The 12667-nt window shown below is 62.3% G+C and carries 12 protein-coding genes; 2 read left to right on the top strand and 10 right to left on the bottom strand.

Annotated features, from left to right (window positions below; translation table 11 throughout):
- The first annotated feature begins 313 nt into the window (after positions 1 to 313).
- Positions 314 to 1687 carry a glycosyltransferase family 1 protein gene (locus MET49242_RS03405; protein ID WP_244430675.1) on the top strand — a complete coding sequence of 458 codons (1374 nt, stop codon included), beginning with the start codon at positions 314 to 316 and terminating at the stop codon, positions 1685 to 1687.
- Between the two features lie 127 nt (positions 1688 to 1814).
- Positions 1815 to 2855 (top strand): glycosyltransferase family 2 protein, encoded by a 1041-nt coding sequence (locus tag MET49242_RS03410; protein WP_051133972.1) that lies wholly within the window; start codon positions 1815 to 1817, stop codon positions 2853 to 2855.
- Between the two features lie 5 nt (positions 2856 to 2860).
- Here the strand turns inward: MET49242_RS03410 and MET49242_RS03415 are convergent, their stop codons facing one another.
- From MET49242_RS03415 to MET49242_RS25420, 10 genes are all read right to left on the bottom strand, one after another.
- Positions 2861 to 3559 carry an FkbM family methyltransferase gene (locus tag MET49242_RS03415; protein ID WP_036280684.1) on the bottom strand — a complete coding sequence of 233 codons (699 nt, stop codon included), beginning with the start codon at positions 3557 to 3559 and terminating at the stop codon, positions 2861 to 2863.
- Between the two features lie 19 nt (positions 3560 to 3578).
- Entirely contained in the window at positions 3579 to 5345 is a 1767-nt protein-coding gene (locus MET49242_RS03420) for a methyltransferase domain-containing protein (protein ID WP_036280686.1), read from the bottom strand.
- A gap of 38 nt (positions 5346 to 5383) precedes the next feature.
- Positions 5384 to 6613 (bottom strand): class I SAM-dependent methyltransferase, encoded by a 1230-nt coding sequence (locus MET49242_RS03425; protein WP_036280689.1) that lies wholly within the window; start codon positions 6611 to 6613, stop codon positions 5384 to 5386.
- Between the two features lie 97 nt (positions 6614 to 6710).
- Positions 6711 to 8294: a glucan biosynthesis protein gene (locus MET49242_RS03430; protein WP_036280691.1), complete on the bottom strand. Its 1584-nt coding sequence runs from the start codon at positions 8292 to 8294 to the stop codon at positions 6711 to 6713.
- A gap of 96 nt (positions 8295 to 8390) precedes the next feature.
- Positions 8391 to 8624: a hypothetical protein gene (locus tag MET49242_RS03435; protein ID WP_036280693.1), complete on the bottom strand. Its 234-nt coding sequence runs from the start codon at positions 8622 to 8624 to the stop codon at positions 8391 to 8393.
- Positions 8625 to 8755: 131 nt separating this feature from the next.
- Positions 8756 to 10204, bottom strand: coding sequence for a pilus assembly protein TadG-related protein (locus tag MET49242_RS03440; RefSeq protein WP_036280695.1), 1449 nt, complete (start codon positions 10202 to 10204; stop codon positions 8756 to 8758).
- A gap of 9 nt (positions 10205 to 10213) precedes the next feature.
- Complete coding sequence (locus MET49242_RS03445; RefSeq protein WP_051133973.1) at positions 10214 to 10873, bottom strand: TadE/TadG family type IV pilus assembly protein; 660 nt, start codon at positions 10871 to 10873, stop codon at positions 10214 to 10216.
- Position 10874: 1 nt separating this feature from the next.
- Entirely contained in the window at positions 10875 to 11489 is a 615-nt protein-coding gene (locus MET49242_RS23120) for a TadE/TadG family type IV pilus assembly protein (protein WP_084678861.1), read from the bottom strand.
- A 22-nt stretch (positions 11490 to 11511) separates the two neighbouring features.
- Complete coding sequence (locus MET49242_RS03455) at positions 11512 to 11811, bottom strand: GcrA family cell cycle regulator (RefSeq protein ID WP_036280700.1); 300 nt, start codon at positions 11809 to 11811, stop codon at positions 11512 to 11514.
- Positions 11812 to 12378: 567 nt separating this feature from the next.
- Positions 12379 to 12528, bottom strand: coding sequence for a hypothetical protein (locus MET49242_RS25420; RefSeq protein WP_158497242.1), 150 nt, complete (start codon positions 12526 to 12528; stop codon positions 12379 to 12381).
- Positions 12529 to 12667 lie beyond the last annotated feature (139 nt).

Raw genomic sequence — 12667 nt, forward strand, 5'->3', positions numbered from 1 at the left:
CCCGTAGTTCAAACGGCGAAAAGACGCCGGCCTTGATCGGATCCGATCGCGCGATCACGCGTCATCGCGCGCGTTATCGCGGAACAAGAAAAAGCGAACAGTCAGTGCACACGAACTGCACACGTGGCGACTCAAATATATGAAATATTATACTTTGTTCTCCAATCCATCATGGGCGCGACGGAAAAGCGTATGTCTTCGGGGCGTATCATCGGGAATTGGGGCTCTCGTGGCGCTCTTGCCTTTGCTGGCAACGTGCCGTACGAACCCCCTAAAATGCAAGCAAATCATGCGCCGCGCGCCGGGGATCGGGATGACGCCGAAGGAAAAGATCGACGCATTTCTGCGCGCCGAGCTCGACAAGGAGCAGGCGCTGACCGATCTGCGCGTGAGGTTTCTGGCGGGCAAGGCGCGCGAACTCTACTGGACGCTGTCGCGGCTGGTTGGGTTGAGCCGCCTGCATGACGGGCGTTGGCGCAGGCCGGGGCACGCGGAGGCCGCGAGCCTGCGGCCCGTGCTCGATGGCGATATTCCGACGCCGCCCGAACAGGGTCGGCTTCTCATCGATGTGACGGCGACGCATCGTTACCGCAAGCACACTGGCGTTCAACGCGTGGTGCGGGAGATCGCGCGCGCCTGCGTCGAAAGCGGAAGCGGGCTGCCGGTGTTCATCGAAGACGGGCGCCTCTACTCTCATTTCAGACATCAGCGATTGCCCGACGAAGTCATGATGGGCGCGGGAGACAAGCTCCTGCTGCTCGACTCGGGTTGGGGATTTTTCGACGAATATCCGCCGCTCATGGATAGCGCACGATTGGCGGGCGCGCGTGTCGTCGGCTGTCTCTATGACATCATTCCCCTGCTTTATCCCGACGCGGCCGAGTCGGCGAATGGTCGATCCTTCGCGGTCTGGTTCGAGACCGTGCTGATGAAATGCGATGCGCTGATGTGCATCTCAAAAAGCGTTGCCGGTGATCTTGTCGGTCATTTGCGGGATACGGGCCGGGAGGCGCCCGCAAATATGCAAATCGGCTGGTGGCCGCTCGGCGCGGATTTTCGCGCGCCGCCGGATGCGACGCCATCGGCGCGGGCCCTCGAAATCACGGCGTCGCCGACGCCATATTTCATGAGCGTCGGCACGCTGGAGCCGCGCAAGGCCTATCCTGTGGCGCTCGCGGCCTTCGAGAAATTATGGGCCGACGGTCGCGACCTGCGTTATGTGGTCGTCGGCAGGCCGGGATGGAACACTCGCGCCTTGCAGCGTCGCATACGCAGGCATGCGGAATATGGGCGCCGCCTCATCTGGCTCGACAATGCGAGCGACGCGGATCTGTTTCATCTTTATCGCCATGCGCGCGCGCTCGTCTTTCCTTCCTTCGCGGAGGGATTCGGCATGCCCCTCGTCGAGGCTGCGCATCATGGCGCGAGGGTGATTGCTAGCGACATTCCTGTCTTCCGCGAAATTGGCGGCGATCACGTGACCTACTTTCCGCTGCTCGACGCTGCGGCGCTTGCGGAGCGGATCGGGGAGGAGCAGGCGGTCGCGAACGCCGTGCAACCGACAAAAGTCGTCAACTGGCGCGAGTCGGCCGCAATACTTGCAGATATTGTCCGCAACGAAAAATATCAGATCGACGCCGCCACATTGCAAAACGCCATGCGCGCCCCCGCATCCGAACTCAATTGACGAAAGAGCCCCTCGCGCGGCCGCAGGCGCGCAGATTGCTTCCGTTCCTTCTCTCCATTAATCTTTTTATCGAAGCAAATGGCCGATCGGGCCAGGGGAACGGTTTGGGAATGAGGGCGGCGCGCTTATGAAGCCAACACTATCCATAAGCATTCCGATCTATAATTTCGCCAAATTCGTTCCGGAGACGCTCGACTCCATTCTCGGGCAGGATGGCGCGAGCAAGGTCGAGATCGTCATTCTCGACGGCGCGTCGACCGACAACACCGCCGAGGTCATCGAAGGATACAGAGCCCGCCACGGCGCCATAAGATACGTCCGCATGCCGCAGAAAGGCGGCATCGATCGCGACATGGCGCATTCCGTGACGCATGCGACGGGAGATTACGTCTGGCTCTTCAGCGGCGACGACTGGATGTTGCCCGGCGCGCTGTCCAAAGCGCTGGAACAAATCAAAAGCGGCTATGATCTTTATCTCACGCGGCACATGGAATGGATCGACGACCGTTCGGAATGGATCGAATGGCCGACCGTCAATGCTGCGACAGACACGGTTTTCGATCTTTCGGACCCGGCTCAGCGCCGCGACTATTTCAGCAAGGCCGTGAATACGGAAGCCTTCTTCAGCTTCATCGGCGGCTTGATCGTGAAGCGCGCGACATGGGAGCGCGTGCCGCTGAACGAGAATTTCGTCGGCGGCTGCTGGGCGCATGCGGCGCGGCTGTGCGAGCTCATGTCCGGCGGGCTTACTGTAAAGACGCTGACGGAGCCCTATCTGAAGCGCCGTCCCGACAATGACTCATTCGCCAATCGTGGGCTGGTGAATCGCTTCCGCATCGCCATCGACGGTTATCACCAGATTGCGGACGAGATTTTCGGCCACGACAGCTTCGAAGCGCTGCAAATGCGCCGCGCCGTGCGCAGCGAGTATCATCCGCTGGTGATGTTGCTCGGCAAATATCTCTGCGCCATCGATCCCGAGCATGAGGACAGGAAGCTCATGGATCGCCTTCTGCGCAAGACCTATTGCGATCGCTCGATGGAGGCGCTGCGCACGCGGATCAGCTATGCGCTGATGACGCCCGCGCGTTTTCGCCGCCAGCAACCCGAGCTGTGCCGGAAATTCGACAGGCTGAAGGCGGAGCTTCGCGGACAGGCGGGCGCCTGAGCGCCTCACAGTCCAAGCATCGACCTGATGCGGGCCCACAGCGATCGCTGCGCCTCTAGGGCTTTCATCTCGACATAGACGTCATTGGGCTCGAGGCGTTTCCAGAGCCCGTAGCCGCGGCTGCGCATGTAGTCGACATACTCATCCTTCTTGAAGAGATTTTCCAGGATGATGACGCGGGGCTGAAATTTCTCGATCGAGAAGCCGCGCATGACGCTGAGCTCCCAGCCTTCGACATCGACGGCGACAATGTCGACCGTTTTCACGTCCGGCTCATGCTCGGCGAGGATCGTGTCGAGGCGGCGGACCTTCACCGGAATCTTGCGGACCTGCGTGTTGTTCTTCACCGTATCGTAGAGCTCGGAAAATTCGTTCTGGATTCCGAGCGAGGAGAAGGACTCGAAGGAAACATTGCCGCCCTGATATTCGGCCCCTTTCGAGTCGACGACGAAGAATTCCACGTCGTCGAGATCTGCGTCGCTGCAGGCGTATTCATGAACTTCGTAGCCGAGGTCGCGATGCAGCTTGCAAAATTCGGGATTGGGCTCGACGGAGATCACTTTCCATCCGAGCTTGCGAAAGCTCGCGCTCACGGAAAGATAGTCCGGTCGCGCCGCGCCGATTTCGACGAAGATGCCCGGCTCCTTCTTGTCCTTGAAAAATGTTTCGCGGACCTCCCGGTCGACGTCCATCTCGGCGGCCATGGCCTTCTACTCCGGTAATCTAGTTTTTCGAGAACCAGCGCTTGATGGCTGACATTGGTCTGATCGTCGTCATCTTGTCCGCCGCGGCCGCCTTCTTGCCGCCGCGCTGAGCGTCTGCGAGCATCTCGCGCCAGACGGGCGTGACATTGGCGCGACGCACGGACGCCGCGTCGAGCTTGCGGAAGACGAAGCCGGCGAAACCATATTGCGAACCTTCATATTCGAAATCCTCGACGCCTTCCGCCCAGCGGGGAGGATCGACGAGGACGCAGTCGCCGATCGCCGGCATCAGGCGGTCGCAGATGTCGCGGGTCGTGTAGAGGCGGAAGTCGACGATCGGCTTGTTGGCGCCGGGCTTCCATTTTTCCGCGAAATCGACGGTAAGCACCGCCAGGCCGCCGGGGCGCAAAAATTCGCTGATGATGCGCACGAACTGCTCGTCGTCGGCGACATGCTCGAGCACCGAGACGCTCACGACGAGATCGTAGGAGCCAAGCTGCGCCTTCGACGAGACGTAGAAGTCCTGCAGCGTCATGCCGTTGACGTTGGGGTCGATCTCGTCGATGCGATAACCCATGTTGCGCAGGGATTCGACGGCGGTGTCCTCGAAGGAGCCGGCTGCGAGGATGCGGGCGTTGGGATGGTCGGCGAGAAAACGCTTGCAGACGTCGAGCCCGAAAGCCTGCTGGATATTCGCGCGCTCGATCTTTCGCGCGATCATTTCCGGCGCGTATCTGGCGAGATCCGCCAGCGCTTCGGTGTAGGCGGCGCGCGAGCGATCGTCGAGGATCTTGTTATAGCCTCGTCCATCCGGCGTCGTACGCGCCGCTTTCGTCGAACCTATCGCTTCGAGGATAGAGAGGTTCCACTCTTTCGCGGCCGCCTCCGGCAGCGCTTCGGCGCGCGCTGCGTCGAGCATCCTGGTGTCGCCCGCCGCGATGTCGGAGAGCTTGCGATCCTCGATGAACACCGATGGATTCAGATGGAACAGATTGCGGAACATCGACGTTCGCGTGAGCGCGAAGGGCCTGCCTGACGCCAGCGCGAAATCCACGCAGCTCGAGATGCCGGTCGAAGGAGAGTCTTCGTAGAGGAATGCGTTGATCGTGTTTTCGCCGAGGAATTTGACGATGTCGGCGTTGCTCCAGAAATGATGCGTGATTTCAAGTTCGACGCCGGGCTTGGTGATGGCGGTGCGGCACTTGTCGACCACCGCCTTCATCATGGTGTCGGGAAGGAGCGACGGATCGTCGTGAACCGGCATGTTGATGCGGATTCTGGCGCGATCGAATTCGGCGTTCACCATTGCGCAGAGCCGGTCGAATCCCTTGGTCGGCGTCGCAAAGCCGAAGGAGCCGACCGTGAAGATTTCCGGCGGCGCCGGCGGCGTCGCGGGATTGACGGGCAGGAAACGCGGCGCGCGAAGAATGCGCGGATTGCGCGCGACGAGCGTGGGATCGAGACAGATGAGGAAATCGAAGGGCGCGGGATCGGCCGCGTCCGCGATCTCCTGGCTCACCTGATGCAGCAGGCCGAAGAGCGGCGCATTGCCCAGCTCCCTCACCGGCGCGCCGGCGAGCCAGGGCATTGTGTAAGGGTGATGATTGAAGAGGATCGCGTCCGGCCCCATCTTGGCGACGACCGTCTTCAATTCATCGAAGCTCGAACATTCGCAATAGGACCACGCGATTTCCTTCGCCCGCGACAACGTCTCGAACAGATTGCGTCCGAACTGGAATACGCCGCAATGTTCGCCCTTGTGGGATACGATAAGGCCGCGTGTCATGAGGTTCTTTCTGTTCCTGGCTGCGTGAGCGCTGGGGCTCAGACGATCTCGATTTCAGGGAAGGGGAAGATCATCTTGCCGCCGCCGGCGAGATATTCCTGTTCGCGCTGCAGGATGCCGTCCTTGAAGTGCCAGGGCAGGACAAGGAAATAGTCCGGTTTCATGGCGCGCGCTTCGGCCTCCGAGATGATCGGAATATGCGTGCCGGGCGTGAAGCAGCCGAACTTGTCCGGATTGACTTCGGCGATCGCCTCGACGAGGTCGGGGCCGAGACCGCAGAACTGCAGCACGACATTGCCCTTCGTGGAGGCGCCGTAGCCTAACACGCGCTTGCCGTCGTCCTTCAGCGCCTGCAGGAGGCGGCGCAGGTCTTCGCGGTGGCGGAAAACGCGCTCCTCGAAATCGCGATACGGGCGCGGCGTGTGAAGCCCCATGCGTTCTTCCTGCTCCAGCAGCCAGTCGATGACCGCGAGATTGCGCTTGTGCGGCGCGCCGCGATGACCTGCGGTGACGGCGAAGCTGCCGCCGTTGATCGCATTCATCTGCACGTCGAGGATCTGCAGATCGGCGGCGTCGAGAATGGTCTTGATGACGCCGAGCGAATAATATTCGACATGCTCGTGGCAGATCGTGTCATAGGAGGTGAGACGCAGCATCGACGGCATGTAGCTCTGCTCGAAATGCCAGACGCCGTCGGGCGCCAGCGCCTTCGCGATCTCCCGCGCGAACCAGATCGGGTCTTCGAGATCGTAGAACATCGCGATCGACGTGATGACCTTCGCGCGATTGGTCCCGAATTTCTCGAAATTCTTCGATGAGAAGAAATCCGGCACGAGCTTGATGTCGTCGGGATAATACTGGCGGAACTTCTCGCCGGTCGGGTCGATGCCGATACGCGTCAGGCCTTGCGTCTTGTATGCCTTGAGAGACGTGGCGTCGTTGGAGCCGATGTCGAGAACCACGTCGCCGGGCTTGAGATCCGCAAGCTTTTCGAGATTGCCGATCTTCTGCGTGAGATGGCGCACCATCGACTGGTTGAGGCCGGAGCGGTAGCCGTAATTCTCGCCATACATCTCGTCCGGCTCATAGACATGGGCGAGCTGCAGCAGGCCGGAGTCCGGGCACCAGACGAGCTCCAGAGGTCCGACAGTCACGGGCGTTTCCCGCGACGTCGGGAACACGCCGGTCAGGGCCTGGTCGCCCAGCGACAGGACGGAAATGAGATTCGTGGAGCCGCTGATCCGGCACTTGGTGATTTTCTTGGTCATTGTCCAACCCCGGGGACGGAATCTAGCAGCCGACGAATGGCGTTTTCATGTGCGCGTTCATGGGCCGAAGTCGGCGGATAAGTCAATTGGCCGGCCTTTAGAACGGATGGTACTGGAACATCCAGTATTCCGAGAGAATCGTGTCGCCATTCTTCAGATAGAGGCGCATCTCGACGGGCTCGATCCCCTCGACCGTCAGGTCGAATTGCGCGCGCCAGTGGCCGGGCACGTCGTCGAAGACGGCCTCCGTGAAGATGTAGGAGAAGGTTCCGCGCGAAGCCCAGAGCACTGGCTCCGGCTTCACGCCGGAAGGTAGCTTCGTCAGCGGCTCGCCGAGGAACTCCACCATGAATTTGCGCACGCCTTTGGGGCGCGGGCGGCCGGGTTGGCCGCCATTGCCGAGCCGCGTGGCGACGCAGCGCGCGAGCGGGGTCGGATAGGGCTCGTCGGCGAGCCAGTGCAGGCGATAGGAGTATTCGAACGTCGCGCCCGGAACGGCCGGTTTTTCGGGAACCCACATTGCGACGATATTGTCGTGGATTTCGTCGTCCGTCGGAATTTCGATCAGATGGATCGCGCCCTTTCCCCAGTCGCCCTTGGGCTCGATCCACACGCTCGGGCGGCGGTCATAGAACACGCCGTCGAGATAATGGTCGAAATTGCGGTCGCGCTGCATCAGGCCGAAGCCCCTGGGATTATTGTCCATGAAGGCCGAGGCCATCACGCGGCCGGGATTGTTCAGCGGACGCCAGAGCCGCTCGCCAGACCCGGTCCACATGCTGAGGCCGTCCGAATCATGCACCTCGGGGCGCCAGTCGATCGCGGTGGGTTTTACCGTCTCCGAGAACCAGTACATCGAAGTGAGCGGCGCAATGCCGAAGCGCGTGAAGGAGCCGCGCAGATAGAGCGCGCAGTCGATGTCCATCACGACGCCCTTGCCGCGCGTCATCAGGAACCTGTAGGCGCCGACGATCGAGGGGCCTTCGAGCAGCGCGTGCAGCACCACCCCGTCCCCGGTCTCCGGCCCGATATAGATTTGGGTGAAGTCGGGGAATTCCTCGTTGGCGCCCGCCTGCCAGGTGTCGAGCGCAACGCCGCGGGCCGACATGCCGTATTGCCGCAACTCGCCGATGGCCCGGAAATAGGAGGCGCCGAGGAAGGCGATCCAGTCGTTCTTCTTCCAGTCGAGCGGGCCGTCCTTCGACTCCTGGATGCGGAATCCGGCAAATCCCGCCCCCTGCGGCAGCCGCCGCGCGATGGAGTCGGCGGGCATGTTGAAATAGACCGGATCGTAAAGGACTTCACGCGCCTCGCCGTTCTCGACGACATGGATGCCCACGGCCTTCTTGAAGAACATGCCGAGATGGAAGAACTCGATCGGGAAGCGCTCCTTCGTGTCGGCGAAAAGCGCATGATCGGTGTTGTAGGTGATATGCCCCCATTTCTCGTAGTCGATCTGCGAGGTGATCTCGGGGGAGGGGATATTGGGCTGGCGGTAGGGCTCCCTGACGAGCCTTTGGGCTTGCTGCTTCAGCGCCTCGAAAGAAAAGGGTTGCGCGTCGCCGAGCTTGACGTTGGAGATCTGCGTCGCCGCTTCGCCCGGGCCGGCCCCCACGGCGCCCAACGCGCTGGTCGCCGCCGCGACCTTGAGGAAGGAACGGCGATCCTGATTGTCGATCATCTCGAAATCCCTGCCGAAACTCCGAATATATACGGCTCCCTACGCGCGCCCGACCCATGGCCGCAAGCGTTGCGTGACGCGGGACGAACGAAAATCTCAGCCGCGGATCGGCTCGTTGCGGATAGCTGTCCGCATGAAGAAATACAGGCCGACGAGGCCGAGGACCGAGAAAAGCGCCTCGAGCCCGCGACTCACCATCGGGTCGAGCTGAAACAGGCCGCCCAAGGCCCAGCCCGCGGCCCAGGAGGCGCCGACGAGTTCCGTTCCCACGAGGATCGCAACCGCGACCAGCGTGGAAAGATGCAGGAAGTTGATCGGCTTCTGGCTCATGGCGTGCTCTCGAGCTTGGCTCTCGGAGGGGACGCGGCCGGGCCGCGCTTCGCTTGCAGTGGTGCTATATCAAAGGACAACCCAAGGCAATACCGGCCCCGGGGGCGGGGCCGGCGGCGGGGGCGCGGCGGCTACTGCGTCAGCCGGGCCGACTGCACGGCCTGTTCGAACATCTTCTTCATCGCGTCGGCGATGCCCTCGGGCGTGTCCGCCATGAAGTAGAAATTCGGCGAGGCGCAGGCCCGCATTGCCCCCGAGAGATTCGGGACGGCGTCATTGGCCTTGAACTCCTGGGCGGCGGCGAAGGGCTTGGGGTTGGTGAAGGTCGGATAGGGAATCTCCAGCACCGAGACGGTGATTCCGCGAGCTTTCAGCACGTTGCAGAGAGTCGGGTCCATGGCGCGGATCGAGACGGTCTGGCCGGGCGGCGTCGGATAGGGCGTCACCCCCGGCCAGGTGCCTGTCGCGCTGACGAAGGACTGGCTGTTCTGCATGCCGTCGGAGACGAAGAAGACGAAAGGTTGCGGGCTGGACGCGCCGGAGCCGTCGCCGACGCTCGGGATCTTGGCGTTGATGTCCTGGAAGATGTTGTGGATATGCGAGCCGCCGGCGCCCATCGGCGTGACGTCCGCCGGGATGTTCGGATTGGCCTTGTAATTCGGGTTCAGGTCGCGGGCGAACACCCAGTCCTTGCCCGCGTCGAGCAGCCTGCCGAAATCGGTGGTCCGCGTCGCCGGGTCGTAGTTGATCGCCGACTCGACCGAATACTGGTCGCCGCGAAGATTGTCGGTGAGATCGACGAAAGCGTTGGCGTGGGTCACGAAAGGATATACGCCGACGCGATACTGCTTGGGCAGCGTCGCCGTGTCCTTGGCCTTCTCCATGAGCTGCGCGACGGCCGCGCCGACCGCGTCGATGCGCAGTTGAATATTGTTGGCGCGCGACACGTTGTAGCCCTGCGACCCGGCGAAGTGACAGGCGAAGCGGCAGCCGGTCGGATATTGCGCGAGGTCGTCCGGGTTCTTCGCCGCGAGCGCGGCCTCGCCGGCGGGAGTCGAGGGCAGGCCCATGGAGCCGGACACGTCGAGCAGCAGGTAGAAGTCGAGGAACTTCGCCATGGTCAGCTGTGCCCCCGCGCCGCCATTGTAGTTCATCAGCTTGACGCCCGCGATCCTGCCGAAGTTCGACGGCATGGCGGCGCTGTAGGCGACATTGGCCGTCACTTCCTGACCCTTGATCTGCACGTCGATCGCCGGCTTGCCGAGGAGATCCGCAGCGCGTTTGCCGGCCTGGGCGTAGAAGGACTTTTCGGCCTGCGACATCGCCGCCGCGATGGCCTGCGGCCTGGGGTTCGGGTTCGTCGCCGAGAGTTCGGCGATCGTGGTCTGCGCGGTCTTGATCGCGGCGAGGGCGGCGGCGTCGGCCGAGGCGTCGAGCCGCGACTTGGCCGCCTGCACGATCGCGTAATCGGCCGCGAGGCCGGAGGCGAGCACCAGCGGAATGACCGCAAGGCCCATGATGATGGCGACGCCGCCCTTGTCGTCGCGGGTAAAACCGGCGATTTTTCCGAAATGACTCATGGCACGCTCTCAGGAACAGGTTGTGACAAGGGTGTCGCCGCCGGCCACCGCATAGGACAAGGTCGAGACGTAGCGCGGCTGCAGATAGCTGGAGCGGCGGATCGTTACGCCGCCGAAGATCTTCTCGGCGAAGAGCGGCTTGTAGGTGTAAGCGAGATCCACGACGATGATCGAATTCGGCCCGAAGGCGTCGGTCGGCAGCGTCGTCGGGCTCGGCGTGGCGTTGTTGGGCGCCGGCGTCAGCGGCGTGTTGCAGGGGCGGCGCGACGTGCCGCCGCTCCAGCCGACCTTCGCCTGATAGGTGCAACTCGCGACGCAGCCCGGCGCGGTCGGCGTGAAACCGACGGTCGTCATAGAGACCGAAATGTCGTCGCTCCATTTATGGCCCTGACGGGCGCTGTCCTGAAGCACGCGCGGGAAAAGCACCATCACGGAATCCTGCGCGGCTCTCAGGTCGACGGGCTCGACGCGGGTCGTCTGCGACAGCATCTGGGCGATGGAGTGCGCCGTATTCTCGAGCTGGCGCCCGGCCCAGGCGTAGCGATCGAGCTCGATGAAGCCGAGCAGCATGAGGCCGAGCACCGGAAGCGCGAGTCCGAATTCGACCGCCGCGAAGCCGCGGGCGTCGTGCAGGAGATTCTTGTTCATCGGCAAGGCGTCGCGCGTCATGTCAGCACCCGACGTTGGAGGTGGGGAAGGGTTCATTCTTGAACGTCGCCGTCGACTGGACGAGCCGGGTCTTGCGGCCCTTGTAGGTCGTGCTGCTGGGGAAAATCAGCGCGGTGGTGAGCAGCGGCGCGGGATAGGCGGCGCGGATCACCACATATTTTTTCGCGCCGCCGACGCAGTAGGCGTTCTTCGAGTTGTCGAGCTGCGGAGGCTTCAGTCCGCTCTTCGTCGCATTGACGAAACTGCCGTAGTCCGGCGTGTCGAAGGCCTGCACGTCGACATAGAGATCGGCGCAATTCATGATCGCCGGCAGTTTGGGGCACATGATCTTCGTGCGGAACTGATTGGCGTCGAGCGCCTTGCCGCCGACCGACTGGTTCTGCACATAGCCCGTCATGATCTGGCGCGACGCCTGCTGCACGACGGCGTCGAGGCGCGACTGGGCGAAATTGCCGTAGCTGTATTCGAGGATGGCGACGATCAGCAGGAGAAAGGGCAGGGCGATCAGCCCGAATTCGACCGCCGCGAAGCCACGGGAATCATGAATCAAATTGGCGCAATTGCGCGGAGACGGACCGGCGAGGCGCCGGAAGGAACTGTTAACGCGTCCGATCATTAACAGTATTATGTTATTGTTTTTATTTGATATTATTTTGAACCAGCGCCATCAACCCGCCAGTTGATCCGCCATTTTGGCGCGATTGTAGGCGAACGGTAGCGAACAAGCCGCCCCGCTCTTTCTTCGCCCTTGGCGGATAGCAGATGGCATGATGCGCCGCGCAGTAGGGCGAGCCCGTGGCGGAAGCCTCGCCACAGAAGAGCGCCGGCGGATCGTCAATGCTCCCCAGGGCGAACTTGCACTGGCCGTGCTTCAGATCGAGGAAGGGAACGCCGATCATATCGAGGCCCTCGATAGAAAAAACCCCGCGCCAGTTCATCCGTGGTCGCGGGGCTCTCGTGTTCCGGCGAATGGACGACGCCGGCGTTTGCTCAACCTAAACAGGCAAGCCGCAAGCCGCAACCTCGTCCCCTATCGGGGTTTTCTCCAAAGAGCTTGCCGGGAGTCGGCCCGAGCGCGGGTTGTTAGGGGACGCGCTCGGGCCACGCCCTCGGCGAGAGGCTGATAACGCCGCTGGCCGGTTCATGCTCGCCGGTGGCGAGCATCCTTGCAAGCGTCGCAGAAATATCACGCCGCGCCCGGAAGCGCCGACGACCTTCGCAGCCTGTTCGCTGGACTTGCCGTCCTTAGCTTGTCGCAGGTCTGCGACAAGCTTTTCTTGCCCTCGCCCGAATTGCTTTCCGGCTTCGACCTGCCTTTTCTTCGCGTCTTCGGCGAAGAGTTTTTCGAGATCGAGGGCCCGCCGTTGCTTTGCCGCCGCCCATGCCGTCGAGAGGCATTGCGACCAGCTCCACCCGAGCCCGAGGCGCTTGCCGTCCCTGTAGCGCTTGTGAGCGTCGCGCATGATCGCGGCCCTGTCATATCCGCCTGCGGGCGTCGCCATGTCTCACGTCCTCGGGGCGAGCCGCTCCCCGAGCGCCACGAGCGCCCGGCCGGCGGTAATGGTGAGCGTCCCGGCTTTAAGGGCCCATCCGGCGAGCCTGATGCGCCACAGCAACGCGGCCAGCTCGGGCAGTGTTTTATCTCGAAGGTTCATCTTCTAACTCCGGGTTGAGCCTCCGGCCCATAGGTGGCCAAAAGCGGCTATCTCTTTTTTTGGCCACCTATGGGCATCTTTGGTGGTCTCGCTCATAGGTGGCCATAGGTGGCCAAGTTTTTCGCGTGGCCATCTTTGG

It is taken from the genome of Methylocystis sp. ATCC 49242 (assembly GCF_000188155.2).
Taxonomy (GTDB): domain Bacteria; phylum Pseudomonadota; class Alphaproteobacteria; order Rhizobiales; family Beijerinckiaceae; genus Methylocystis.

What these genes read in the sequence shown, in the direction of transcription:
- MET49242_RS03455 (WP_036280700.1), bottom strand. Translation starts at nt 11,811, where the DNA reads ATGAACTGGCGCGGGGTTTTTTCTATCGAGGGCCTCGATATGATCGGC.
- MET49242_RS23120 (WP_084678861.1), bottom strand. Translation starts at nt 11,489, where the DNA reads ATGATCGGACGCGTTAACAGTTCCTTCCGGCGCCTCGCCGGTCCGTCT.
- MET49242_RS03425 (WP_036280689.1), bottom strand. Translation starts at nt 6,613, where the DNA reads ATGACCAAGAAAATCACCAAGTGCCGGATCAGCGGCTCCACGAATCTC.
- MET49242_RS03430 (WP_036280691.1), bottom strand. Translation starts at nt 8,294, where the DNA reads ATGATCGACAATCAGGATCGCCGTTCCTTCCTCAAGGTCGCGGCGGCG.
- MET49242_RS03445 (WP_051133973.1), bottom strand. Translation starts at nt 10,873, where the DNA reads ATGACGCGCGACGCCTTGCCGATGAACAAGAATCTCCTGCACGACGCC.
- MET49242_RS03405 (WP_244430675.1), top strand. Translation starts at nt 314, where the DNA reads ATGACGCCGAAGGAAAAGATCGACGCATTTCTGCGCGCCGAGCTCGAC.
- MET49242_RS03415 (WP_036280684.1), bottom strand. Translation starts at nt 3,559, where the DNA reads ATGGCCGCCGAGATGGACGTCGACCGGGAGGTCCGCGAAACATTTTTC.
- MET49242_RS25420 (WP_158497242.1), bottom strand. Translation starts at nt 12,528, where the DNA reads ATGAACCTTCGAGATAAAACACTGCCCGAGCTGGCCGCGTTGCTGTGG.
- MET49242_RS03435 (WP_036280693.1), bottom strand. Translation starts at nt 8,624, where the DNA reads ATGAGCCAGAAGCCGATCAACTTCCTGCATCTTTCCACGCTGGTCGCG.
- MET49242_RS03440 (WP_036280695.1), bottom strand. Translation starts at nt 10,204, where the DNA reads ATGAGTCATTTCGGAAAAATCGCCGGTTTTACCCGCGACGACAAGGGC.
- MET49242_RS03420 (WP_036280686.1), bottom strand. Translation starts at nt 5,345, where the DNA reads ATGACACGCGGCCTTATCGTATCCCACAAGGGCGAACATTGCGGCGTA.
- MET49242_RS03410 (WP_051133972.1), top strand. Translation starts at nt 1,815, where the DNA reads ATGAAGCCAACACTATCCATAAGCATTCCGATCTATAATTTCGCCAAA.